This window comes from Paenibacillus sp. FSL R5-0378 (assembly GCF_038009285.1).
Classification (GTDB): domain Bacteria; phylum Bacillota; class Bacilli; order Paenibacillales; family Paenibacillaceae; genus Paenibacillus_AQ; species Paenibacillus_AQ favisporus.
On sequence record NZ_JBBPAY010000001.1, the window covers coordinates 5518498 to 5544145 of the forward strand.

26 protein-coding genes are annotated in these 25648 nt (G+C 54.0%); 1 reads left to right on the top strand and 25 read right to left on the bottom strand.

The window, feature by feature from the left end:
- Positions 1–24: 24 nt before the first annotated feature.
- The 25 genes from MKY74_RS25470 to MKY74_RS25590 all read right to left on the bottom strand — a co-directional run bounded on the left by MKY74_RS25470 (position 25) and on the right by MKY74_RS25590 (position 24589).
- Positions 25–480 (bottom strand): hypothetical protein, encoded by a 456-nt coding sequence (locus tag MKY74_RS25470; RefSeq protein WP_076170900.1) that lies wholly within the window; start codon positions 478–480, stop codon positions 25–27.
- Complete coding sequence (locus tag MKY74_RS25475; RefSeq protein ID WP_076170898.1) at positions 477–1112, bottom strand: RNA polymerase sigma factor; 636 nt, start codon at positions 1110–1112, stop codon at positions 477–479. The genes MKY74_RS25470 and MKY74_RS25475 overlap by 4 nt, the downstream gene beginning before the upstream one ends.
- Positions 1113–1220: 108 nt before the next feature.
- Positions 1221–2108 carry an NAD-dependent epimerase/dehydratase family protein gene (locus tag MKY74_RS25480; protein ID WP_076170896.1) on the bottom strand — a complete coding sequence of 296 codons (888 nt, stop codon included), beginning with the start codon at positions 2106–2108 and terminating at the stop codon, positions 1221–1223.
- Between the two features lie 284 nt (positions 2109–2392).
- Entirely contained in the window at positions 2393–3085 is a 693-nt protein-coding gene (locus MKY74_RS25485) for a DnaD domain-containing protein (protein WP_076170893.1), read from the bottom strand.
- A 20-nt stretch (positions 3086–3105) separates the two neighbouring features.
- Entirely contained in the window at positions 3106–4401 is a 1296-nt protein-coding gene (gene asnS / locus MKY74_RS25490) for an asparagine--tRNA ligase (RefSeq protein ID WP_076170891.1), read from the bottom strand.
- 44 nt (positions 4402–4445) lie between these two features.
- Positions 4446–5654, bottom strand: coding sequence for an acetate/propionate family kinase (locus MKY74_RS25495; protein WP_076170888.1), 1209 nt, complete (start codon positions 5652–5654; stop codon positions 4446–4448).
- The gene (locus tag MKY74_RS25500) at positions 5651–6523 is read right to left on the bottom strand and encodes a 3-hydroxyacyl-CoA dehydrogenase family protein (protein ID WP_076170885.1); all 873 of its coding nucleotides are present in this window, start codon (positions 6521–6523) and stop codon (positions 5651–5653) included. The genes MKY74_RS25495 and MKY74_RS25500 overlap by 4 nt, the downstream gene beginning before the upstream one ends.
- Before the next feature lie 124 nt (positions 6524–6647).
- Entirely contained in the window at positions 6648–8150 is a 1503-nt protein-coding gene (locus MKY74_RS25505) for an AAA family ATPase (protein ID WP_076170883.1), read from the bottom strand.
- Entirely contained in the window at positions 8150–8674 is a 525-nt protein-coding gene (locus MKY74_RS25510) for a hypothetical protein (RefSeq protein ID WP_076170881.1), read from the bottom strand. Before MKY74_RS25510 ends, MKY74_RS25505 begins: the two co-directional genes overlap by 1 nt.
- A gap of 462 nt (positions 8675–9136) precedes the next feature.
- Entirely contained in the window at positions 9137–9655 is a 519-nt protein-coding gene (locus tag MKY74_RS25515; RefSeq protein ID WP_076170879.1) for a cell wall elongation regulator TseB-like domain-containing protein, read from the bottom strand.
- A 41-nt stretch (positions 9656–9696) separates the two neighbouring features.
- Entirely contained in the window at positions 9697–11031 is a 1335-nt protein-coding gene (locus MKY74_RS25520; RefSeq protein WP_076170877.1) for an amidohydrolase, read from the bottom strand.
- Complete coding sequence (locus MKY74_RS25525) at positions 10985–11671, bottom strand: redox-sensing transcriptional repressor Rex (protein WP_076170875.1); 687 nt, start codon at positions 11669–11671, stop codon at positions 10985–10987. The genes MKY74_RS25520 and MKY74_RS25525 overlap by 47 nt, the downstream gene beginning before the upstream one ends.
- A 116-nt stretch (positions 11672–11787) precedes the next feature.
- Positions 11788–14649 carry an ATP-dependent DNA helicase DinG gene (gene dinG, locus MKY74_RS25530; RefSeq protein WP_076170872.1) on the bottom strand — a complete coding sequence of 954 codons (2862 nt, stop codon included), beginning with the start codon at positions 14647–14649 and terminating at the stop codon, positions 11788–11790.
- A 153-nt stretch (positions 14650–14802) separates the two neighbouring features.
- Positions 14803–15432, bottom strand: a complete 630-nt coding sequence (locus tag MKY74_RS25535; RefSeq protein ID WP_076170870.1) for a tetratricopeptide repeat protein — start codon at positions 15430–15432, stop codon at positions 14803–14805.
- A gap of 135 nt (positions 15433–15567) precedes the next feature.
- Complete coding sequence (gene panD / locus MKY74_RS25540; protein WP_076170868.1) at positions 15568–15951, bottom strand: aspartate 1-decarboxylase; 384 nt, start codon at positions 15949–15951, stop codon at positions 15568–15570.
- A gap of 3 nt (positions 15952–15954) precedes the next feature.
- A complete protein-coding gene (gene panC / locus MKY74_RS25545) occupies positions 15955–16842 on the bottom strand; it encodes a pantoate--beta-alanine ligase (RefSeq protein ID WP_076170866.1) in 888 nt (295 codons plus the stop codon).
- Entirely contained in the window at positions 16839–17711 is an 873-nt protein-coding gene (gene panB, locus MKY74_RS25550) for a 3-methyl-2-oxobutanoate hydroxymethyltransferase (RefSeq protein ID WP_076170863.1), read from the bottom strand. Before panB ends, panC begins: the two co-directional genes overlap by 4 nt.
- Positions 17712–17983: 272 nt before the next feature.
- Positions 17984–18958: a biotin--[acetyl-CoA-carboxylase] ligase gene (locus MKY74_RS25555; protein ID WP_076170861.1), complete on the bottom strand. Its 975-nt coding sequence runs from the start codon at positions 18956–18958 to the stop codon at positions 17984–17986.
- Complete coding sequence (locus MKY74_RS25560) at positions 18945–20210, bottom strand: CCA tRNA nucleotidyltransferase (RefSeq protein ID WP_341013163.1); 1266 nt, start codon at positions 20208–20210, stop codon at positions 18945–18947. The genes MKY74_RS25555 and MKY74_RS25560 overlap by 14 nt, the downstream gene beginning before the upstream one ends.
- Before the next feature lie 31 nt (positions 20211–20241).
- On the bottom strand, positions 20242–21405 hold the full coding sequence (bshA, locus tag MKY74_RS25565) for an N-acetyl-alpha-D-glucosaminyl L-malate synthase BshA (protein ID WP_076170125.1): 1164 nt from the start codon (positions 21403–21405) through the stop codon (positions 20242–20244).
- A 199-nt stretch (positions 21406–21604) separates the two neighbouring features.
- Positions 21605–22318 (bottom strand): bacillithiol biosynthesis deacetylase BshB1, encoded by a 714-nt coding sequence (gene bshB1, locus MKY74_RS25570; RefSeq protein WP_076170124.1) that lies wholly within the window; start codon positions 22316–22318, stop codon positions 21605–21607.
- Entirely contained in the window at positions 22315–22737 is a 423-nt protein-coding gene (gene mgsA, locus MKY74_RS25575) for a methylglyoxal synthase (protein ID WP_076170123.1), read from the bottom strand. Before mgsA ends, bshB1 begins: the two co-directional genes overlap by 4 nt.
- 18 nt (positions 22738–22755) lie before the next feature.
- Entirely contained in the window at positions 22756–23556 is an 801-nt protein-coding gene (gene dapB / locus MKY74_RS25580) for a 4-hydroxy-tetrahydrodipicolinate reductase (RefSeq protein ID WP_076170122.1), read from the bottom strand.
- Positions 23557–23672: 116 nt separating this feature from the next.
- Entirely contained in the window at positions 23673–24209 is a 537-nt protein-coding gene (locus MKY74_RS25585; protein WP_076170121.1) for a tetratricopeptide repeat protein, read from the bottom strand.
- A 50-nt stretch (positions 24210–24259) separates the two neighbouring features.
- Positions 24260–24589: a nucleotide pyrophosphohydrolase gene (locus MKY74_RS25590; RefSeq protein WP_076170120.1), complete on the bottom strand. Its 330-nt coding sequence runs from the start codon at positions 24587–24589 to the stop codon at positions 24260–24262.
- A gap of 187 nt (positions 24590–24776) precedes the next feature.
- Between MKY74_RS25590 and MKY74_RS25595 the strand changes: the two genes are divergently transcribed.
- Complete coding sequence (locus tag MKY74_RS25595; RefSeq protein WP_076170119.1) at positions 24777–25646, top strand: YitT family protein; 870 nt, start codon at positions 24777–24779, stop codon at positions 25644–25646.
- The last annotated feature ends 2 nt before the right edge of the window (positions 25647–25648 follow it).

A 25648-nucleotide genomic window follows, 5' to 3' on the forward strand; every position in this document is an offset into this window, starting at 1 on the left:
TGAATGGTCATCTGTTCCCTCTTTTTATGGCTTCAGCCGGTCCAGCCAGCCTGTCGTCACATGAACGAGCTTTTCACCATACGTCGGCTGACCGCCGGTCCCCGCCTTGTGCAGCGTTTCCGGGCCCAGCTTGTCGAACCATCCGGTCGACAGGAATACGAGCGTAATGCAGGCCGCCACGGCGTAATGGAACATGCGATGCTCGTACCACCGCCGGCGCCAATTTTCGTTTGCTCCGCGCTCCGCATCCTTATCTTCGGAAGGAAGAGCACCCATGACGTTGTCGATGAACCGCTGCTCATATTCGAGACCGGGCAGCTTCGGCCCCAGATCATTCATGACCTGCATGTATGCCGCCAGGGCCGAATCGTCCTCCAGCAGCAGCGACTCCAGCGAATCCGCTTTTTCCGGGGAGCAATCCCCCTGAATGTACTCCACCCAATCCTGCGTCACCGGCTGGGAGCGTCCTTTGTGACTCATTTCCACTCCTCCTCCTTCCAATGGGTGCGGACCCAGCTTCTCGCCCGGTACAGCCGGGATTCCACCGTTTTGACGGCAATTCCCTGCTCCTTGGCGATCTGCTCGTAATTTTTTTCCTGAATATAAAAATGAATCAAAATTTCGCGATGCTGCTGCGGCAGGCGATGTAACCTCCGCTCCAGCGTCTCTTTTTTCTCCTTCTTGACCAGCTGGGCCAGCAGATCCGCTTCACCGGAAGGCCACTGGTTCAGCTGCTCTGCATCCGCAAGCTGGTCTTCCCTGCGCCTGCCCAGCTTTCTTTTAGCATCGATGGCTTTATGTAAAGCAATGCGGGTCAACCACGTCTTGAATCCTTGGGACCGGTATTCGGAGAGAGATTTATACACTTGTATAAAGGCTTCCTGGGCCGCGTCCTCGGCTTCCTTGGCATCTTTCAGCACCGAGTAGGCCGTATGGAACACATGCTGTCCGTAACGCTCCACGAGCGTGCGGAACGCGCTTTGGTCGCCATCACGAATTTGCTCGATCAATGCTTCCTCGTCAATAACTCTCTCCTCCTTCCCGTATCTATAGACGCCGGCCCTCCGGGTTAACCCTGCATCTTTTTCAAAAAAAATTCGTGCCAATATCATCCAAAAGAAAAACAGCCCCTCCCCGAAGGAAGAGGCTGCCCTAAATGGCCGGTTGAATGAATCCGTGCTTGGCTGCCCCAGGCCAGCTGAAGCGCCGCAAATGATTTTCTAAACATTCTCCTGCTGAGATAGCTGCTTGATCAAAGCCGGAACCCACGAGCGGATCGGCTTAAACGAATATCCCAGCCGTTCCGCCTTGGAGGTATCCATCGTCCAGGACTCCGGTACGCCAAAAGGGGAAGCATTTTCTTTCGCCGACTCCCGCTGGATGATGGCTTTGCGTCCCGTTTCCTTCTCGATCCAGCCGATGATGTCCGACAGTTTGACATCCCCCTGCGAGCAGGCATTGATTGGCCCTTCCACACGCTGGGTTCTCAGCCAGCCCAGGAAAGAGGCGGCCTCTTCAGAATCGATCAACGCTAACTTGGCGCTCAGATTCGGCATGCCGATCGGCGTACCGCTTTGGATCCGCCGGATATGGAATTCAAGCCGCTCCGTGTAATCATCCTCCCCCAGCACGATCGGGAAGCGGACGGCGCATACCGGGAAGTCGGCCTTTTGGAAAAAGACAGCCTCGGCGAGCCTCTTGCCTTCCGCATAGGAGAAATCATCCTTGCCTCCCATCGTGATCGGATAAATGTACGGATTGACGTCCTTCTCCTGATTCCGGTGCGAAGAAGGATCGTACACCGACAGAGACGAGGTAAGTATGTATCTTTTGACTTTTCCCTGAAATACGTCACAGGCATCCTGGGCCGCTTGAGGAGAGTAGCAGATGTTGTCATATACGACTTCCCACACCCTGCCGTCTGCCACGGCCTGGGCCAGAGATTCCTTATTCTCACGATCCAGCACCAGCCGCTCTACCCTGTCGCCAAAGGGATCCGGCGTGTTTCCTCTTGTCGCGATGGTGACTTCATGCCCATCCTCCAGCAGCCGCTCAACAAGCCGTTTGCCGAAAAAACGGGTACCGCCAAGGATCAGTATGTTCTTCATGGATATCCTCCTTTAACCTATAAAAGCTTACAGCCCAGCTTCTTAAACACTATGAAATATTGTACCATACTCCTGCCTGCCGATCATGTTCCCGCCGCCCGCCGATCCGCCTTTTTTATATGGAAACGTCCATCGAACCGTCGCATATTCAGACGGAAACCAAACCGCTTCCAAGCAGCAGCTGTCCTTACCAGATTCAAACACACGGCTAATCGTTCTGTTCAGACGCTAAAAAAGCGTACCTTTCCGTTTAACCGGAAAGGCACGCTTTCAACTCTCTGATGTCAGGCTCTGCCGCCGCCGCGGAACTTCTGCGTGTAGGCTCTGGCGTCCTCGGCACTACGCACCCGGTTGCGGCTCCATTCCAGCAGGATCCGGTCTATGTACCGAAAATGGACCTTACCGGCAAAGACCGCCTCCTTCAGCGCCATGCGGATGAGCTCTTCAGGGTAACGGTCCTGGTCCATCCAACCCGAAATCGTTTCGCATTCCATCGGTGAGAGAGGACGGCCGAATTCCTTTTCGAAAACGGTAAACATATTGCTGCTGTCCGTCTCCGGCTTGGCCGCCTTCTTCGTCCGTCTGTTCGCAGCCTGGGTCCGCTGCTTCTCCTCGCTCGCCAGGCACAGGCTCAGCTGATGATACAGACCGGACAAGTTGTACCGTTCATATTGAATACCGCGCAGCTCGTCCAGCTCCTCATCGATGGCGATGAACCCTGCCCTCATCAGCTTCTGCAGCGACTCCGCAATCGACTGGGCGCCGGATCCCGTAACCTCCTCCAGCTCCTCCATCGTCGGAAAGTCCTTCTGCTCGACCTGCTTGAACGCGATCAGGTGAACGAGCAGCATCGCTTCGCTATCCGTCAGCTTCAGCTTGCGGTAATGGCGAAGCAGCACATACGGAATGACCGCCATGCCTGCCCCGAGTCCGGATGATGCTCCCTCGGCCCATGTCTTCCAACCTGCATTGTCCATGAGCTCCACCTCTTCCGGCATTATGGGTACAAGCGGTACAGCGTCCGCGGGAACGGAATCGTCTCGCGAACATGATCCAGACCGCAAATCCAGGCTACCGTCCGTTCCAGTCCGAGACCAAATCCGGAATGCGGCACAGTACCGTATTTACGCAGGTCCAGGTACCATTGGTAGGCGTCCGTGGACAGCTCATGCTCCTTGAAGCGTTCCTCGAGCAGCTCCGGATCGTCGATCCGCTGCGAGCCGCCTATAATTTCGCCGTATCCTTCCGGAGCGATCATGTCGGCACACAGCACGACGTCCGGACGGTTCGGATCCGGCTTCATATAGAACGCCTTGATGCCGACCGGATAGTGCGTAATGAACACCGGCTTGTCGTAATTTTCGGCAATCGCCGTTTCATGCGGAGCGCCAAAATCCTCGCCCCAAGGAATATCGAAGCCTTGTCCATGCAAAAATTCGATCGCTTCATCGTACGTGATGCGCGGGAACGGCGCCTGGATGTTCTCCAGCTTGGATACATCGCGTCCTACCGCTTCCAGCTCTGCCCGGCAGTTTTTGACGACGGACTGCACCACATGCGTAATGAACTGCTCCTGCACACGAAGGCTCTCTTCGTGATCCGTAAATGCCATTTCCGGCTCGATCATCCAGAACTCGATCAAATGGCGGCGGGTTTTGGACTTCTCGGCACGGAAAGTCGGTCCGAACGAATACACTTTCCCGAGGGCCATCGCCGCGGCTTCCATGTACAGCTGACCGCTCTGTGTGAGATAGGCGTCCTCCTCGAAGTATTTCGTGTGGAACAGGTTCGTTGTCCCTTCGGCCGACGTCGGCGTCAAGATCGGCGGGTCCACCAGAGTGAAGCCGTTCTGGTCAAAGAACTCCTGCACAGCGCGGATAATTTCGGCGCGGATCACCAGGATCGCCCGCTGCTTGGACGATCTGAGCCACAGGTGGCGGTGATCCATCAAGAAGTCGACGCCATGCTCTTTCGGCGTAATCGGATAGTTCTCCGTCAGATGAATGATTTCCACATCCGTTACCGTCATTTCATAACCGGACGGGCTGCGCGGTTCTTCGCGCACGACGCCTGTGACATACAGGGAGCTCTCCTGCGTCAAGCTTTTCGCGTCTTCCCACACTTTATCGGTGACTTCGCTCTTGACGACGACGCCCTGGATGTATCCGGTGCCGTCGCGCAGCTGCAAAAATTGAATTTTACCGCTGGAACGCTTGTTGTTGATCCAGCTGCCAATCGTGACGGTTTCGCCCACGTGCTTGCTTACGTCACGAATTACACATTTGGTGGCCATGCTTCAATCTCTCCCTTAACTTTACTTGCCTGTATCCCTTCAGCCTAGGCGTTCAAGGATTGAACGATCCGGTTGGTATCGCGGGCGATCACCAGTTCCTCGTTCGTCGGAACGACCAGCACTTCCACCTTGGAGTTCCTGGAAGAAATGCGGCGCGGTTCGCCGGAACGGACGGCGTTCAGTTCTTCGTCCAATTCCACGCCCAGGTAAGTCAAATTTTCGCATACTTTTTTACGCAAAACAACCGAATTCTCACCGACGCCCGCCGTAAAGACGATCACGTCTACGCCGTTCAGCGCGGCTGCGTATGAACCGATGTACTTGCGCAGACGGTATTCGTACATGTCAAAGGCCAGCTTGGAATGGGCATCGCCCTTCTCCATCCCTTCGGTAATTTCTCGCATGTCGCTGCTGATGCCGGAAATGGCCAATAGACCGCTGTGCTTGTTCAGCATGGAGTTCACTTCGTTGACCGTCAGCTCTTCCTTGTTCATCACGTAAGGAACGATCGCCGGATCCAGGTCACCGCTGCGCGTACCCATCATCAAGCCTTCGAGCGGTGTCATGCCCATGGAGGTGTCGACCGATTTTCCGCCATCCACGGCGGTTAGGCTCGCCCCGTTACCGATGTGGCAGGTAATGATCTTCAGATCTTCCAGCGGCCGGCCCAGGAAGTCAGCCGCAGCTTTGCTGACAAAATCATGCGAGGTGCCGTGCATACCGTAACGTCTGACTTTGTATTTGTTGTACAGCACTCTCGGAATGGCATACAAATAAGCCGTCTCCGGCATGGTCTGATGGAAGGCGGTATCAAACACGACAACCTGCGGAACACCAGGCATATTCGCCTCCGTTGCTTTGATCCCCAGCATGGATGCAGGGTTATGAAGCGGCGCCAGATCAAACAGCTGGCGGATTTTAGACTTAGCTTCCGCATCCACCAGAGCGGATTCCTTGAAGAATTCTCCCCCGTGCACGACCCGGTGGCCGACCGCCTGGATTTCATCCACGGATTCGATCACGCCGTTCTCTTTATCCGTCAGCAGGGCAAGCACTTTGCGGATCGCCGTCGTATGCTCCAAAATTTCGCTGACCTCGGTCACGTCCGGACGGCCGGTAGGTTTATGGGTAACGATGGATGAGTCCATGCCGATCCGTTCTACGAGTCCTTTTGCAAGTACGCTTTCGTCTGTCATATCATACAGCTGGTATTTCAGCGAAGAGCTGCCAGCATTAATCACCAAAATTTTCATACGCGGTCACCATCCTTATCATACTTGAAGAAGCCTACTCCCGTTTTCACGCCCAAATGCCCGGCACGAACCATTTTCTTCAGCACGATGGACGGACGGTATTTCAATTCGCCGAACTCGCGGAACATGCGCTCCAGAGCGGCCAGGACCGAATCCAGACCGAAGCGGTCCGCCATTTCGAGCGGTCCGTGCTGGAACGAATAGCCGATCCGCATAGCATCGTCAATATCTTCCGCGGAGGCGACGCCTTCCTGCAGAATATGCAGCGCTTCGTTAATCATCAGGCAGATCATGCGGCTCGTCACAAAGCCTGGGGACTCATAGACCATGATCCCTTTCTTGTCCACGACTTCCTCCACAAAACGCTTCGTTTCCCCGAACGTGGAATCAGACGTCTTCAAGCCGCGGATAATTTCCACGAGGTCAACCTTGCTGACAGGATGGATAAAGTGCAGGCCGATGACACGCTCCGGATACATCGTCGTGCTCGCAAGCTCCGTTAAGCTGAGCGTAGAAGTATTGCTGGCGAGAATAATATGATTAGGACACACTTGATCCAGCTGGGCAAATACTTCCTTCTTCGCTTCAAGATCCTCCGAAATGGTCTCAATGACCATATCGCAGCTTCCCAGCTCAGCAAAATGGACCACCTTTTGGATTCGGCCCAAAATGAGCTTTTTCTCCGCCTGGGTGATCGCCCATTTCTCCAGCTGCTTATCGAGACTCGTTTCGATCATGCTGTACGAATAATCGAGTTTCTCCGGCGTTTTCTCGACCAGCAGAACGTCCAGGCCTCTGGCGGCCAGCATTTCGGCTATGCCTTGGCCCATCGTCCCCCCGCCGATAACACCAATTTTTTTAAAGTACATGTTTCTGCTCCACCTTCCATGGTCTTCTATATTTATTGTACCCTTCTTGTCGAAAAATACATTTACGACCCAACTTATAATAATAACGCAGCATTAAAAAAAAGTAAAAAAAAGAGCCAGCGCATCAGGCTGGCAGTAGTGAAAACTCATGAAACAGCTTGCGGAATTGTTCGCCGGACAGCGTTTCTTCTGCCAGCAAAATATCCAGAGATTTGTCGAAAATGATCCGGTGGTTCTCCAGAAGGCTGCGCGTTCTGCCCATCAGGTCTTCCAGAATCTCATTGTTCACCTTCATCAGCTCTTCGGTCGTAACCATATCCATGTTTACGATGCCAAGAGACGTAAGGCCGGATCTCATCATCGTCTTGACGATGTCGAGCGCCTGTTCAAAGTCGTTGCTCGAACCGGTACTGCGTCCGCCGTAGAAAATTTCCTCCGACGCCGCGCCGCCGAGAGCAATCATGATCTGCTCTTCCAGGAACGATTTCGTGTACAGGTACTGCTCCGACTGCGGGTTATGGCGCACGTAACCGAGCGCCTTGCCGCGTGGGCTGAGGGCCACCTGGCTGACACTGCCCGGACGTACCAGCTCTGCCATGATGGCATGTCCAAGCTCATGGATGGCGACGCGTTTCTTCTCTTCGATCGTCGATTCACGGTCGGTGCGCTCACCCATCATCACCTTGTCGATGGACATGGACAGATGGCGCTGCTCGATCTCTTTCAGACCTTCACGCATCGTGTAGATCGCGGCTTCGTTCATAACGCTCTCCAGTTGGGCGCCGGAGAAGCCGTAAGATTCCTCGGCGATTTTATCGAGGTTGACATTCTCGTGCAGCGGCTTGTTCTTCGCATGCAGCTCCAGGATGTGCTTGCGTCCCTTCTTGTCAGGCAGGTCCACCTGAATATGACGGTCGAACCGTCCCGGACGAAGCAGCGCGCTGTCCAGCATCTCCTTGCGGTTGGTCGCCGCAATCAAAAGGATTCTCGGGCTGTCCGACGAATAAATGCCGTCCATCTCGGTCAGCAGCTGGTTCAGCGTCTGATCGTATTCGCGCTGCTGCCCGCCTTCGCGCTTGCCGCCGATGACGTCGATCTCATCGATGAAAATGATAGCGCTCTGCTTGTTCTCCTTGGCTGCCCGGTTTCTCGCATCGCGGAACAGATCCCGGACGCGGCCCGCGCCGACGCCGACGTACATTTCTACGAACTCACTGCCGGATGCGGCAACGAATACCGAATCCGTGTAATGTGCGGCCGCTTTGGCCATCAGCGTCTTCCCTGTTCCGGGAGGTCCCGTCAGCAGAATTCCTTTCAACGGGCGAATGCCGAGCTTCTGGATTTCATCATGACGGATCAGGAAGTCCAGCGCCTCGCGCAGTTCCTGCTTGGCATTATCCTGGCCGCCGATTTCTTCAAAAGTGAGCTTCTTCGGCCCGCCCTTTTTACGCTTGCGTTCCGAAGCAGCACCTACCGTCAGTCCGCCTCTCATGTTGGTCATAAACAGGAGTCCGCCTATCATCAGGCCGGCGATAATGAGAGGGATGACATTGACCCCTACAAAAGCTAGAAAGATGAATAATACCGGCACAAATCCGATCAAAATTTCCTTCAGCAATTTAGGCATTATTCCCACACTCCCATCTTGCCGGGATCACGGGGCAGAACAAGAAACTTGCTTGAGCTGCCGTCCGTCAGCGTGATATAGACATTTTTCGTGTCCATTTCGGCTTTCGTCTGAATTCCGGTACCCTTAGCCAGATCCTGCAGCTTGACCGGAATTTCCGTATAGCGCTTGTTTTCCATCGCTTCGGCTACAGAGAACATCGCTTTATCCCAATACTGGTTCAGCTTGTCCGATGAATGATCCACAAAATCGAACTTCAGCGTCCGGGTGCCGACGACGGATTTGCCTTCAGTGGAGATTTTATCCGCCAAATCAGCCAAATTTACATTCGGCTTCAAATCGAGTTTCAAATCCACCTGATCACGGGTAATATTAATATGTGCGTTATTCACGCCCTGATAATTGCTGACGATTTTTTGCAGCGGACCCTGCAGGGTCGTTTGCCGATAAAAGAACCAGCCGCCAAACAGTACGGCTACCGAAACCACAACAGTTATAATAATAGGCAATGGACGCAATTTCACTTGTTGTCCCCCTTTCGAAATGGTAAAGCAAAAAAAAGTAAACTTTAGATGACAAAAATAAATATTTCGTTAGCGGTTCAAGTCCATTGGTCGTCACCATGCTTTTGTTCCAGTCCGATTCGATGGATGGTTTTGCGCTTGTCGCGAAACACAAGCATCTCTTCGTTTGATACACGCATCTGACCGCACTTCTATATACCTGTTTTTCAATAAAGAGCAGAAAAATCTTCTTCCAATCTGAAGCGGGCTTCTGAATTTTACTGAAAAACGCTATCCTCTAATTATAGTACAATCCGGGCTGTTCGTCATATATATCTCTTCAATACAAATAAGAGTATATCACATTGTATATACTAAATCGAAGGTAAAGTGTGAATATATTTTAAATATTATCCTTTGTAAGCCAAAGAACCCCATTTGAGGATGGGGTTCTTTCTGCATGATATGGCCGTTTAAACAAAATCATCGATTGGGCAGCGTGAACGGGCTGCCGATTTCCGCTCCGTCGCTGAACCGGTAAAATTGATAGTAATAGTGATCTTTCACCTTGTAGAACAGCTGCCATACGTATTCTCCGTTATAAACACCCGGTACGAGGCGCATATCTTTGATGCCGGGAATGGAGCTTTTGATTTTGGCCTTCATCTTCTCTTTGGACATACCGCTGCTCAAAAGCTCTTGATGCACGGTATTCTGGCCTTCCTTGGGTTTTCCCTGATCGGTGAACTGCACCCAGACCATGACCTCCTGGCCCGTCTTGTTCGTCCCTTCCACGACCCAGTAGATGCTGTTCTGGTCCCACACCGACTTTTGGGCATCGGCGACCGACACGATTCCGGCTTCCTGCTTCGCTTTGGCAATAGCGGTGTCCTTTTCGCTCCATTGATCCTGCAGCACGTAAATAAAATAACGGTAAGCGCCGAAAATGATCAGCAGCAGGGCGACAATGCCGAGAAAGATCCATTTTTTCTTGTTCTTCAACCTGAACTTCCTTTCTGAAAGGTGAGCTAATCATCCCGGTCTTATCGGGAGAGAAGACCTTCAAAAGCCGCTTGGGCTTCCCTGCGGATGCGTTCCTCGTCCAGGGTGAGACAGCTGCCGTGCTTCACGACCTGCTTCCCGTCCACCCAGACATGCTCAACGTCCTTCGCGCTGGCCGAATAAATGACGTGTGAAATGAAGTCCGTACGCGGCAGAAAATGAGCCTGATCCGTATTCACCGCGATAAAATCCGCCTTCATCCCGGCCTCAAGTGCACCGACTCCCTTCAGGAACAAGGATTGGGCTCCGTAGATCGTGCCCATACGCAGTGCTTCCGCCGCGGGAACCGCCGTCGGATCTCCCGAGACGCCCTTATGTATCAAAGCGGCAAGGCGCATTTCTTCAAACATGTCCAAATTGTTGTTGCTCGCCGCACTGTCGGTTCCCAGGGAAACCGTAATGCCTGCCTGCATCATGTCGGTAACGCGGGCCACACCGCTCGCCAGCTTCAGGTTGCTGCCAGGGTTGTGTGATACCGTCACGTGATGCTTCGCCAAAATGTCGATTTCCTCGTCTGTTAAATGGACCGCGTGTGCCAGAATCGTCGGCCGTGAGAACATGCCGAGCTTCTCCAAATGAATCGCCGGACGCGTTCCATAATCGCGTACATTCTGCTCCACTTCCGCCTTGGTCTCCGACATATGCGTATGCATCGGCAGATCCAGGTCATGCGCCGCCTGAACGAACTTCTCGATAAAATCAGGAGGGCATGTGTACGGGGCATGCGGAGAAATCATCGCCGTGATCCGGCCGTCTGCCTGCCCGTGCCAGTCCTTGGCGAACTGAATGGCTTCGTTCAGCTTGTGCCGCTGCACATCCTCCGGGCACAGACCGATGACACCGCGGGTCAGGGCAGCGCGCATGCCGGATTCAGTCACCACTTTGCCCACCTGATCCATATGATCGTACATATCGAGGAACGTCGTCGTGCCGCCCTTCAGCATTTCAAGCACGGACAGCGAAGTCCCCCAGTAGACGTCACTGGACGTGAATTTCGCTTCCATCGGCCACATTTTTTCCTGCAGCCATTCCTGGAGCACCATGTCATCTCCGTAACCTCGCAGCAGCGACATGGCGGTATGTCCATGGGTGTTGATCAGGCCCGGCATAAAAAATAAATGCGTGCCGTCGACGACCTGTACGCCCTCCTCCAGCTGCGGCTCCTCTTCACCGATATAGGTGATGCGGTCGCCCTCAATGACCATCCAGCCGTATAATACCGGCTGCTCCGGCCGCAAAACGGCAAAGCTGCCGTTCTTGATGGCCCATTTAGGATTGGCGCTCCGGCTGCTGGAGCTCTTCAAATTGTCCGTCATCTTCCGTGTCGTCCTTTCCGTTGTTCAAATAATAAGCGAGGCTGAGCAAATCCGTCGTAAAATCGGCAGCATGGATCCGGATGCTAGCCGGCGCCTTCAGAATCGTCGGCGCAAAATTCAGAATCGCCTCGATCCCGGCCGCAATCAGCTGATCGGCGACGTTTTGTGCTTCGAAATCCGGGACGGTAATGATCCCGATCCGGATATTTTTGCTTTGTATCGTTTCTTTCAGCTCATCCATGGCCTGTACCGTCAAGGTGTTGATCCGTGTGCCGATTTTGGACGGATTGGCGTCAAACACGGCCACGATCTTCATATTTTCCTTCAGGTAAAAGTTATAGTTGGACAAAGCTTGACCAAGATTCCCCGCTCCGACCAGCACCGCGTTGATCTGCTGATCCAAATTCAGAATTTGACGGATCTTCTCGATGAGATAGGACACGTCATACCCTATCCCCTTACGGCCAAAATCCCCGAAATACGCCAAATCCTTGCGGATCTGCGCCGGGTTGAGATCCAGCTTCTGCCCGAGCTCCTGGGAGGAGACTGTGGCCACCTCCCGCTTGTTCAGCTCATTTAGATATCTAAGATATATAGGCAATCTGCGGACAACCGCCTCGGATATTTTCTCCGATTTCATGCATGTTCCCCCTATTGAACGGCTTGAATATTTATTTGGTTATATAGATTGAACTAAAGTTTTGCATTGAATTTCCTGTTCTAACCGCTTTAGTTCAATCTATCTAATGGACTCATTTAAGACACACCGTCCTGATGAAGCCATTCAGAGATGCGCGGAACCATCTGGTCTGTCTGCATATGCTCCATTTTCGGTCCAGGCAGCGAGTACAGGAAGTACTTCCCGTAATACGATTCGATAACGCGCGTATCGTATACGATGACGATGCCCCGGTCATGGGCGGTGCGGACCAGCCGCCCGAAGCCCTGCTTGAAGCGGATGACGGCCTGCGGGACCGACAGCTTCATGAACGGGTTCTTCTTCTGGCGCTGCAGCAGCTCGCTCTTCGCTTCCACCAGCGGATGGTTCGGCGGCTGAAACGGGAGCCGGACGATGGCCAGGCAAGTCAGCGCTTCACCCGGGATGTCCACGCCTTCCCAGAAGCTGCTCGTTCCAAGCAGCACCGAAGCGCTGCTGTCCGTAAACCGCCGGATCAGCTTCGTGCGGCTGCCGCTGTCTACGCCCTGTCCAAGCACGGCGATGTCGCTTTGTGCGAGGGCTTCTTTCAGCGGCTCGTATACCTGACGCAGCATGCGGTACGAGGTGAACAGCACCAGCATCCGGCCGTGGGTCGCGATCGCGGCGTCCGCCAGTGAGCGGGCCAGCGTTTCGACAAACAGGGCGTCCCCGACGCTTCCCTTCACGCTTGGAAAATCCCGCGGAATGACGAGCAGCGCCTGGTCCCTGTACCGGAACGGGGACGGAAGCTGGACCGTCACAAGGCGTCCGCTGTCCTGGTCCTCCTGCAGCCCAAGGTTATCGATCATATACTGGAACGATTTATCTACGGATAAGGTGGCGGACGTTAGGATGACGCTCTTTTTCTTATCAAAAAACAGCTCCTTGAGCTGCTTGCTGACGTCAACCGGAACAGCGTACAGCTGGAGCGATTTGCTGCGGAAATGGCCGCTCGCTTCCATCCAGTACACGACGGTTTCGTCGTTCAGCGTCATAAAGAAGCGGAGATTCTCCCGCTCGGAGCTGAGGTCCTTGAGCAGCCCGCCGATATCGGTGATCAGGCTGTCGGAACCATAATCATCCTGCTCCTCCTTGTATTCGGCCAGCATCTTTTCGCCTTTGCGGACGATTTCCCCTATCGTGACAAAGATCTGGTTTTCGAGCGCCGCCAGCGTCTCCCACTCTTTCGGCTTTTTCCCCGGCTGAAGGCGCAGCGTATACTGGCCGCCGTCGCCGGGAGCAGCGTCGCTCCGTTCCGGAAGCAGGCCGAAGAGCAATTCGCTCAGCTTGTCCCAGTGCTCTTTGACATCGACCAAATCCTCGCTCATCCGGTCGATCACGGCGGTCCATTCACCGGCCTGCTCATAGGCCGACGATTGAAGCAGCTGGCGAAGCGCCGGCAGCTGCCCGCTCCGGGCGTCCTTATAGAGCCGTGTCAGCGTATGGACGACCGTAAAGTACTTCAAATGAAGTCCGAGATGCTTGCCGGCAACGTCTTCCAGGTGATGGGCTTCGTCGATCACGAGCCGCTCGTAGGATGGCAGCAGCTGATGGCCTGCCTTGACGTCCGTAAACAGCTTGGAATGGTTCGTTATGACGACATCCGCGATTCCGGCTTCATGCTTGGCCCGATGGTAATAGCATTTGCGGAACCAAGGGCAGGCACGGCCCTGACAGGAGTCCGAGTCGCTGCTTACGGTCTCCCAGAAGTCTCCCGCACGGCCGCCGAGGCTCAGCTCCTCGTCATCACCCGATTCGGTCTGGGCGAGCCAGACGATCATCTGGGCGGCTGTGATGGTGTCTTCCTTCGGATTGATAAAGTCTCTTCTGTTTATTTTATGTTCAAATTTTCTCAAACACAAATAGTGCTGTCTGCCTTTGAACACGGCAGCCTTGAAAGGAAATGGCACGACCTGTGTCAAGAGTGGGATATCCCGCTCCCGGAGCTGCTCCTGCAGGTTGATCGTATGCGTGCTGACCATCACCTTCTGGTCCTGCTTCACGCTCTGATAAATCGAGGGGATCAAGTAGCCGAGCGACTTGCCCGTCCCGGTCCCGGCTTCGATCAGCAGATGCTTGTCCTGATCCAGCGCATTCATCACCTGGTCGAACATGATCGTCTGCGGCTCGCGCTCCTCGTAATGAGGCATAATATCGCGCAGCCGTTTTTCGATCTCGGCCAAATATTCCTTAAACTCGACGCCTTTGAGCGGATTGTCGTCCACGTCGTCGCGCGGCGGGGCCATTTCGGTCCAGTCTTCCACCTTAAGCGCCAGCTGGCGGTAAAAGGTGTGGCTGTTCAGATCTTGAGCGGGTTCCCGCTCCTTCTCCTGGCAGAGACCGTCGAAATACCAGCCGAGGTCGCTGTCCTCATCGGCAAACAGCTCGGCCAGCCGCTGCAGCGTAATCAACGGCAGGCTGTTCAGCTCATCCAGGCACTTCAGCAGAACGTATGCCGTCGCCAAAGCGTCGCTGTCGGCCTGATGCGGCCGGTCATGCTGAAGACCGAAGTGTCCGGTCACCATGCCCAGCTGATAGGAAGTCAGCGAAGGGAAGCATATTTTGAGCAGGTCGAGCGTGTCCAGAATCCGCCCAGAGAACGGCAAATAGCCGCACCGGTCGAGTGCGTTTTGCAAAAAATTAAAATCGAATGCTACATTATGCCCTACCAGGACCACATCGTCGAGCAGCGGCACGAGCTCCATCATCATTTCTTCCAGGGCCGGAGCTGCGGCCACATCCTCATTCGTAATGCCGGTAAGTCCCGTAATAAACGGAGGGATTTCGATACCCGGGTTGACATAAGAGCCATACACCTTTGAAATCGTCCCATCCTCTTCTATAATGGCAAGTCCAACTTGAATAATTTCGTCTGCGGACTGGTTGCCTGTCGTTTCGAAGTCAAGTACGGCAAATTTCATGATTCCTAAATCCTTTCGTCCAGTCTCCTTAACAGCATAACAGAAGATTTCACATTTGAAAATTCAAGGAAGGAAAAACTTGAACTTCCGGTTCTATAGAAAAAGACGACACCCGGCGCTTTCCGTGCAGCGGGCATCGTCTTCTCACATGCATTACATCAGCGATATTAACTGGCTTCCATAATGAAGCTGACCACACTGTTGCTGGCAAACCTGCAGATTCATTAGCGGATCCGGGAACGAGGGATCATGCGAAAGCGCCAGCGTAAAATAATCCTGGGCCTTGCCAAGCTGCCCTTGCATCGCCTCGACACAGCCAAGCGCATTCAGCACCATCGCCTTCAGCTTGGGATGCTGGGCAAGCGGCAGAATCCACTGGAAATGATGGCGGGCTTCCGCCGGCTCCTCCAGGTGCAAATACGCCATAGCCAAGTACATCCGGGCCAAATAGCTGTCGGGAAATTCGAGGATCACCTGCGCAAATTGCTGGGCCGCCTGCCTGTACATCAGCAGCTTGAAATATCCCTGCCCCCGGATAAAGGAATCCATCTCGACCTCGGGCGTTTCATGCTGCGGAAATACAGGCGCGATCTTGGCCTGCTCCCGGAAAGCGCCCATTTTCTCTTCAAAAGACAACCATTCTTCTATGATGCCGTCGCTCATCGTTTTGAGCAAATTCCACTTTTGGATCAGCTGATGCTTTTGGGCCTCCTGCGCTGTGGGGTAATGTTTCACGATTTCGTCTAACATGTTGTTCATTTCCGCGAATACATGCTGAAACATGGCTGCATCCCACCTTAAACAAAAATGAAATCAGTGCGGTCACCTGAACTCATTTTTTGTTAACCCGGGCTTTTTCATTCCCGCTCCGGGCTGCCATTCCTTGTCTTAGCTTCCCCGCGCATACCCGACGAGTCCTTAAATAATCGTGGCGTGAACCTCTTTGCTCATCGTGTTCATCGGCTTGTTGGATTCATTCACAAAAACTACCGTCGGCTTGTGGCTTTTGATTTCCTCATCGGACATGACGGCGTAGGATATAATAATGACGGTGTCGCCGGGCTGAACCATGCGGGCTGCCGCCCCGTTTAAACAAATCACACCGCTCCCGCGGGGACCTGGGATGACATAAGTTTCCAGACGCGCCCCGTTATTGTTATCCACCACTTGGACCTTTTCGTTCTCCAGCAGGTCGGCGGCTTCCATCAAATCTTCATCGATCGTTATGCTTCCCACATAATTCAAATTCGCTTCGGTTACGGTCGCACGGTGGATTTTGGATTTCATCATCGTTCTGTACATCGGTCAATTCGCCTCCTTGGGATTAAATAAACGGTTATCGATCAGGCGCGTCCGACCGAAACGGACGGCTAGGGCCATCAGGACGGCCTCGTCCTTCCGGCTGATTTCTTCGTCATCGGGATAAGGCTGCAGCCCAGGGAAAGACACGACCTCGGCGTATTCGATATCGGCCAGCGGAGACTGGCTGATGACGCGCTTCAGGAGGTTTCGAATGTCCCCGGCGGTTACCGCCGTCCCCTCGCTCACAGCGGCCGCAGCCTCGCGCAGAGAGCGTGACAGCACGAGCGCCTGCCGGCGTTCCTCTTCGCTCAGGTACACGTTGCGCGAGCTTAGAGCCAGGCCGTCTTCCTCGCGTACGATCGGGCAGGGAACAATCTCCACGTTCATGTTGAGATCCTGTACCATCTGCTGAAGCACGGCGACCTGCTGTACATCTTTCATGCCAAAATAACCTTTATCGGGCTGAACGATGTTGAACAGCTTGCTCACCACCGTCGTCACGCCGTCAAAATGTCCCGGACGGGAGGCGCCGCACAAACGGGTCGTAATGTCCGACACCATGATTTTGGTCTTGGTCGGCTGCGGATACATCGTCTCCACCGACGGAAGGAAGACCAGATCCGCTCCTTCCGCTTCGGCCAGTGCCAGATCTCTTGCTTCGTCACGCGGATAAGTTTCGTAGTCTTCGCCCGGACCGAACTGGATCGGGTTGACGAAGATGCTGACGACGACAATTCCGTTATCTTTGCGGGCACGGCGGATTAAGCTGGCATGCCCCTCATGCAAATAACCCATCGTTGGAACCAGGCCGACCGTGGCTTCCGGTCCCAAATTTATTTGTAGCGCCCGTATACCGCTGCGCAGTTCTTCAATCGTTCTTACAGCTTTCATGCGCGTCCCACCTTCTCCTTTCCTTTGCCGTACAAGTTCTCGACGACCTGATCGTCTGCCGTAAATACATGGGTCTCATCCGGAAAAGAGCGGCTCTTCACGTCATGAACGTACTGGCTGATCCCGTCGCGAACGATCGTTCCGATGTCACCATAGGTTTTGACAAAACGCTTGTCGCGATACGGGGATGCGTACTTAAACAAATCATGGAATACGAGCACCTGGCCGTCGACATACCGCCCGGCGCCAATCCCGATGGTCGGAATCGACAGCTGCTCGGAAATAAAGCGGGCTACTTCCTCCGTTACCAGTTCAAGCACAACGCCGAAGGCCCCTGCTTTTTCGAGAGCCTTCGCATCTTCCAGCAATCTGGCGGCATCCGCCTCGTCTTTACCTTGAATGCGGTAACCCCCGATCTGGTTCACCGACTGCGGCGTTAAGCCGATGTGGCCAAGCACGGGAACGCCGGCTTTGACGATCGTTTCCACCGCGGTGCAGATTTCGCGTCCGCCTTCCATTTTCACGGCATGGGCATGACCGTCCTGCATCAGGCGTTTGACGTTGTCCAGCGTGCTGTCGATGCTTCCGTGATACGTCATAAACGGCATATCAGCCACGATAAATGTATGCCCGGCGCCTCTGACAACCGATCTCGTATGGTACACCATGTCGTCGATCGTCACTGGCAGCGTGGAATCATAACCGAGCACCACGTTCCCGAGCGAATCTCCGACCAGAATCATGTCCACGCCGGCTTCCTCCGCCAAGCTCGCCGAAGGATAGTCATAGGCGGTTACCATGGAGAGCGGGATGCCATCCGCCTTCATCTTTTTCATTTTCACGATATTCAGTGGTTGTTTGTTTGCCATTGTGCTTCTTCCCCTTTCGATGGGTGTGAAAAATAGGATAAAAACAAAAAAACCTTTTAGTGAGTCACTAAAAAGGTCCGAAAGGGCATAAAGGGTCACTTGCGATCGTCCCTTCTGTCTCGGTCCTTCCGGCTCAGAGCAGAATCCAACGTAACGGCAATATTCCATTTGCAGTTATGAGGGTGTTCTTCAAACAAAAACATGCAGAGTGCAGTTCGATCATCCGTCGATACCGCCTCTACATGTCATTATACCAAAAATTCATTATATTTTCATCGTCTAAGTTCGACATCTCCGGAAAAAACAGGAATCTGCTCTCCCGCATCGGTACGAACCCGAAGCGCGCCGCTTGCATCAAGCCCGTCGGCCATTCCTTCGATCGGCCCGCGTGCGGTCTGAATCGACACACGCTTGCCCAACGTTACCGACAGTGCCTCCCACAGCGAGGCGACCGGTTGAAATCCGTCTTTGCGGTACAGCTCGTACAGCATTTCAAACTCTTCCATCACCGTGGCGATGAGCGCCATCCGGTCGATCGGCTCTCCCGCCTCGATCTTCAGGGAAGTTCCGATCCCCGTCAGCTCTTCCGGATAATCGTCGCGGTCCAGGTTGGCGCTGATTCCAATGCCGGCAATGCAGTAGCGGACATGCTCGTCCTCCGCCGCCGACTCCAGCAAGATGCCGCAAATTTTCCGCCCGTCGACCAGCAGGTCGTTCGGCCATTTCAAACCGGCCATGACGCCGGTCACCTTGCGGACCGCCCGGCACACCGCCACTCCGGTCAAGAGCGTAAGCTGCGGTGTGTAATGGAGCGGCTGCTCGGGCCGAAGGACCAGGCTCATCCAGATGCCTTTTCCATAGGGCGAAAACCATTTGCGGCCCATCCTCCCTTTGCCGCCGGTCTGTTCTTCGGCAATGACCAGGGTGCCTTCCGGCGCCCCCTCCTCAGCCAGCGCTTTCGCTTCTTCCTGCGTCGATACCGTCGTCCCCAATATTTTCAGCCGCGATCCCATCACTTTAGACTGTATCCGCTGCGCCAGCTCCTGCTGATCCAGCAGGTCCGGCTTGCTGACAATCCGGTAGCCTTTATGAGGAACCGCTTCAAATTCGTACCCTGCCTCACGGAGCTTGTTGATCTGTTTCCAGACCGCGGTTCTGCTGACCGACAGCCGCCGGCTGATCTCCTCGCCCGAAACAAATTCTTCCGCATCCAGCAGTATATCCAAAAGGGTCTCAGCCTTTTTCATCGGTAACCATCACCCGTTTCACTTCTTCTGTCAAATCCAATTTCGTATTGGGCAGCATGCCTGCCGCCGCTTTAAACAGCAATTGCTTCAGCAGTTCTCCCACCCAAGGCCCGCCCCTCTTGCCCGAAATCGCGATCAAATCGGAGCCGCCGATCTGGAGCTCGTGAAGGTGGAAAATCCTCATTTCGTCCATCCATTCCAGCCCGCGGGCCAGCAGCTCATCCGCTGCCGTCCCCCTGTTCTCCTGCGGCAGCACTGAGCAAAGCAGGAGCCAGCGCCGGATAGATTCTTTACCGTATTTCAGTACTAGACCTACCCACTGCTCTCTAAGATGGGTCTCGCGACTCAACCCTTTTACCTCTTCGTCCAAAAACAAAAGGGCTTCAACCTTCTCGCGGGCATCGTTGGAAAACGTATACTGGCGCATCAGGTTTCCGGCATCCTGTCCGGTTAAGCCGCAGGCCAGCATAAGCAGGGCCCATCTGACAGCGGTCTCCTTGGAAGGGATGTCGCCGATCCTCGACAGGGAGGCGTCCACGGTGCTAGATGTAAACGGTACCCGGGCTTTTTCCAGCAATCGGCTCCTTCCCAGCAGGCTTAGGCCGAGATAAGGATTAGGGCCCTCCATCATTTTGTCGAGCTCCGCCCGGATCCGCTCCAGCGCGATATACTGAATTCCTTCTCTTTCCAGGAGAAGGCCTTTCCAGGTGTTAAAGGCAATGCGGTAACCGAACACCGAGGCAAATCGGATGCACCGCACCATCCGCAGGGCATCCTCCTGAAAGCGGATGCGGGCCTCTCCAACACAGCGGATGATCCCTTTTCGAATGTCATTTTCACCATGGTAAGGGTCAACGATCCGTCCCTGCCGGTCACAGGCAATCGCGTTCATCGTGAAATCCCGGCGGCGCAAATCCTCGGACAGATTTCGCACAAAGGCCACTTCCGCCGGCCGGCGGTGATTTTCGTAAGAACCCTCCACCCGATATGTAGTAACCTCAAAGGCGTAGTTTCCAACCAGAACGGTGACCGTTCCGTGCTCAATCCCCGTAGGCACCGTCCGTTCAAAGAGCCGGGTCACTTCATCGGGGCGGGCCGATGTCGTGATATCCATGTCGTTGACCGGCCGGCCCATCAGTTCATCACGCACGCATCCGCCGACCCAATACGCTTCATGCCCATGCGCTTCGAGGACGGATAGCACCTGCTCGGCGCAGCCCGCCATCCCGGCATCCGCCTGCTTCCATTTCATAACTTTCCATGACCCCCTAAATGACTACCTCTTATCTGCACACCGCATCCAGCTGGGGCACCTCGCGTCCGAGAACGCGATAATAGATCTGTTCATACTTGCGTGTGATTAATGCGTCGGAAAATTCCCGGCATGCCCGGGTCAGACAGGCCTCGCGGAACCGTGCGGCAAGATCGCTGTCCGTCAGCAGCCGCAGCACTTGATCGGCCATCTGGTCCGTATCTCCGATCGGGGATAGGAACCCGGTCTCGCCGTGAACCACCAGCTCGGGAATTCCTCCGGCGAGCGATCCCACCGTCGGAACGCCGCATGCCATCGCTTCGAGCGCAACCAGGCCGAAGCTTTCTTTTTCCGATGGAAGCAGAAGCACGTCAGCCAACGAGATGACTTGTGCGATCTCGTCCTGTTTGCCCAAAAAGTGAACTTTATGCTCCAGTCCGAGCTCCTTGATTTTGCACTGGACCTTCGGCAGCTCCGGACCTTCCCCGACGAACAGCAGCTTGGAAGGCATCCGCTCGTTGACTTTGGCGAAGATGTCCACGACGTCACCGACGCGTTTGACCGGGCGGAAGTTGGAAATATGCATCAAAATTTTCTCGTCCGGTTCGGCATAGTCGCCGCGAAGCGAGGACGTATCGCGCGGATAATAGATGCGCTTATCCACAAAATTGTACGTCAGATCGATATCGCGACTGATATCCAGCACTTCACGGGTTTCCCGGATCAAGTCTCCGGATACCGCCGTGACCGCATCGCTTTCGTTGATCGCAAGGCGAATCAGATCCTTTAAAGATTCGTCCTGCGCCAGTACCGTTATATCCGTGCCATGAAGCGTCGTGACCACCTTCAGGTTGCTTCCTACCATCTGCTTGGCCAAGAAGGCGCACACCGCGTGAGGAACCGCGTAATGGACATGTAAAATGTCCAGCTGCTGCATATTGGCCACTTGTGCCATTTTGGTCGCAAGGGATAAGTCATAAGGAGGATAGCGGAATACGTAATAATCACTGACTTCAACCTCATGATAAAAAATGTTTTTATGGAATTGCCCTCCCAGCCGGAATGGAATGCTGTGGGCAATAAAATGTACCTGGTGGCCCTTTTCGGCCAGCAGCTTGCCGAGCTCGGTCGCGACTACACCTGAGCCTCCGAGTGACGGATAGCAGGTGATGCCAATTTTAAGTGATTGACCCAAGCTTCGTGTCCCCCCTTCTTTACATGCCTTCTCTATATTATGTACCCAGAGAATATTAAAAACGTCTGGCGACGTTTCATTTTACAGCGGACAACCGCTCAACCGGATATTTCGATTGCGCGCTTTCAGCTTATAAAAAGTCAGAACTGAAATCAAGCCTAAAGATTGGGCGCTTGACTTCAGTCCTGTCTATCGGTCATTATTCGGATCCTGAAATGAACATGTCCACGACGTAAGGCGACTTGATCGCAAAGCCTTCCGCGTAGGGAATGAGCCTGCGCTGGCCGGTCAGCCGGTCGCGGGATCTGACGCGTTCGATATATCCCTGATTCAACGGGGTAACCACCGTTTCTCCTTCAACCGGAGTCATCTCAAACTGCGACCGGTAACACAGGAGCGCCTGTTCCTTCATTTCCTGCTGTGCGGTAATATCCACCATCAAATCGGCTCTGCCCATATCATTAATGAAGTAAAAATACAGCTGCTCCACCTGTACAGGCGGCTCGTCCGGCATGTACCGGCGCAGCTTGGCGTTGAACACCGCTTCCTCAACCAGCCTGCTGCAGGCTACATGATCGGGATGGCGGTCTTCCCAATACGGAGCGAAGACGACCCTCGGCGCATGACGGCGGATTTCCGCAGTGATGGCCTCCACATGTTCCGGAGTGATGAACAGTCCACGGTCCGGCAGTCCAAGGCTGCTCCGCATGGAAAGACCAAGAACACCAGCCGCGGCTGCCGCTTCCTGCTTCCTGCGCTCGACCGTTCCATTAGAGGACATTTCCGCATAGGTCAAATCGCAGATCCCCACTTTAAGCCCGGCCTGCACATGCTTGATGATCGTGCCGCCCATCCCGATTTCGGCATCGTCCGCATGGGCGCCGAAAATCAGAATATCCAGCCGTTCACTCATATTTCAGCACCCGGCTTATATTTATGTACCAGCTCGCGCCAGGCAAAATCTCCGCGGTCCAGCGCCTTGACCAAAATTTCGGCCGTTGCGATGTTAGTCGCAAGCGGAATCCCCTGGACGTCACTAAGACGGAGAAGCGCATTGATGTCCGGCTCGTGAGGCTGAGCCATCAGCGGATCCCGCAGGAAAATAATGAGGTCCATCTCATTCTCGGCCACGAGCGCCCCGATCTGCTGGTCACCGCCGAGCGGACCCGACATGAACCGGTGGATTTTCAGGTTGGTGCCCTCCATAATACGCTGTCCGGTCGTTCCTGTGGAATACAGCTGGTGTCCCTCAAATACATGCTCATAAGCCGTGACAAAGTTGACCATCTCGTCTTTTTTTCGGTCGTGTGCGATGAATGCGATTTTTAGCATGTTGTAACCCCTCCTGAACTACTCTATAAAATGGTCAAACCCGTAAACCATACCCTCGTACGTCATAACCTTCTCGACCGCCATTTTGACGCCGGGCATATATCCTGCCCGCTCATAAGAATCGTGGCGGATCTTCAGCGTTTGGCCAAAGCCTCCAAACAATACCTCCTGCTGGGCGAACACGCCAGGAAGGCGGACGCTGTGAATGCGGAAACCGTTATAATATCCTCCGCGCGAGCCTTCAATCGTCTCTTCCTCGTTCGGATTTCCTTGGCGGATCTCCTGGCGGTTCTGAGCAATCATCTCAGCCGTTTTGATGGCGGTGCCGGAAGGCGCGTCGAGCTTCTGATCCCCATGGAATTCCATGATTTCGAGATGAGGGAAATACTTGGCCGCCTGCGCGGCAAATTTCATCATCAGTATGGCCCCGATGGAGAAATTCGGTGCGATCAGCCCGCCGATCCCCTTCTCCTTGCACTGCTTGTCCAACTCTTCGATTTGTTCCGGGGTGAAGCCCGTCGTGCCGATTACGGGACGAACCCCATGGGCTACGGCCAAAGTCGTGTTGGGGTATGCGAACTGCGGTGTCGTAAAGTCCACCAGCACGTCCGGCCTTCCTTCGACCAGTGCCATCTCTAGATCGGAGGTCAGCTTCACGCCGCATTCCGGCAGCCCGGCCAAAGTGCCTGCGTCCGTCCCCTCTCCGGACCGTCCGACGGCGGCAACCAGCTCCAGATCAGGATCCTCGAGTACCAGTTTGACGACTTCCTTGCCCATTCTGCCGGCTGCTCCTGCGACGGCTACTTTGATGGTTGACATGTTAGCTCCCCACTTTCTCATGATTTATAGAATGAACTAAAGAAAGTCCTTTTCTGACACGGAAAAATGACCCGGGGATCCAGACATTACATGAGATAAACTTTAGTTCATTCTATTTAGGTGGATGAATCGTATAAATACGAGTTTAGCCGGCCTTTTAACTGCTCCAGCATATCCTGCAGGCCGTGGTCATGGGGTTGAAGGGCGATGACTTCCTTGATAGCCGATATGGCAAGCGCGTGCTCATTCAGCTGGCTGTAGGCAAGCGCAAGCCAAATATACGCCTCCCCGTAGAGCGGGTCGAGCCGCACCGCTTCCTTCAAAATAGATACCGTTTCATACAATTGATTGGCAGGTGCTACATCGGGAGAATCGATCGTTTTCTTCGCATCCTGCACGATGCGCATCGCCTGCAAATGCTGAACATACAAACCGTATTCCGGCTTATCGGGTGCAAGCCTGGAGGCTTCTAGCGCACGTTCCATGGCCTTATCCAGCCGGTTGCTTCTTGCATAGGTTACGGAGCATCTATAATGAATTTCTGCATCCTCGGGGTTTTCGGCGATCGCTGCTTCAAACCAATGAAGTGCTTCTTCAAAATCATTCTGCAAAATACAATGGTAAGCCTTTTGGACAAAAGGTTCGGACTGCATAGCTGCTCCCCCCGTTCAGGCGGTTTTCCTACAGCATATGTTCATTTCGCCTAATCGGTGTCCTTTTTCGTCCAACGGTCCTTATCGCGCGTATTGAATTTGTGCATGACCTTGTCATGCGCTTCCGTCAGGTCGATCCCCAGCGAATTCGCAAAGCACATCGTTATGAACAATATATCTCCGAGCTCAAGCTCAATGGAATTATCCGCTTCGGAAGGCTTCTTTGGCTTTTCCCCAAACCGGTGGTTCACCTCGCGGGCCAGCTCACCGACCTCTTCGGACATCCTTGCCAGCATCGATAACGGACTGAAATACCCTTCTTTGAACTGGGAGATGTACCGGTCGACTTCCCGCTGCATCTCTGCCAATGACTTCTCCATGATACCGAACCGTCCCCCTCTTTCGTATGTACAATGCTTCACGTCACGCCGGACGCTAGTTTACTCCATATGTTATCGCAAAGCGGAAATGAAAACAAATATTTTTTAATCGCCGGGGAAAAAGGTATACTATGGAATGGAGCGAAGAAAAACCTTTCTTCCTACTTCTGGTATTGCGGGGGATTTCATGAGTTCATCCAAGTTGTTTATTCAGCTCAAGCTCGTATTGCCCATCATACTGGGCTCTGCCGTATATGCCTTCGGCCTGCTTTATTTCATTATCCCTAACCAGCTGATGGAAGGGGGCGTTACAGGGGTAACGGTCCTCCTGAATTATGCATTTTCCATTCCGCCTTCCCTGTCGACCCTCGTACTGAACATCCCGCTCTTCCTTCTCGGCTGGAAGATCCTTGGCGGCAGACAGATGATTTATACGGGCGTCGGGATCGCATCGCTGACGTTTTTTCTGTGGTTCATCGAAAAGCTGATTGATGCCGGGTGGATCACGCCGTTTCAAACGGAAAGAGACTACATATTGGCTTCCCTGTATGCAGGCGTCACTCTCGGAGCCGGGCTGGGCGTCGTATTCCGCTTCGGCGGGACGACCGGCGGATCCGATATCATTGCACGCATTTGCAACCGGCGATTTGGCTGGAGCATGGGACGGGTTATCCTCGTGATCGATATTATCATTATTGGGGCTTCCCTGTTCTTCATCCCCAGAGAGCGGATCCTGTACACCTTCGTAGCCGTCTTCATCGCCTCCAGGGTGATTGACTTTATCCAGGAAGGTGCCTATGCAGCCAAAGCCTTTACGATTATTAGCGACCACGCCCAGGAAATCGCCGACCAAATCACGGTCGAGATGGAGCGGGGCGTTACGCTGATTCCGGCCATAGGCGCGTACTCCAAGCAGGCCAAGCATATGGCCTACTGCGTCGTCGGACGCCAGGAGATCCGCAGGCTCCACGATATTGTGAAATCGGTGGACCCGCGGGCATTCGTCATCATTAGTGATGTGCACGACGTTCACGGCGAAGGTTTTAAGGAAGAATAATC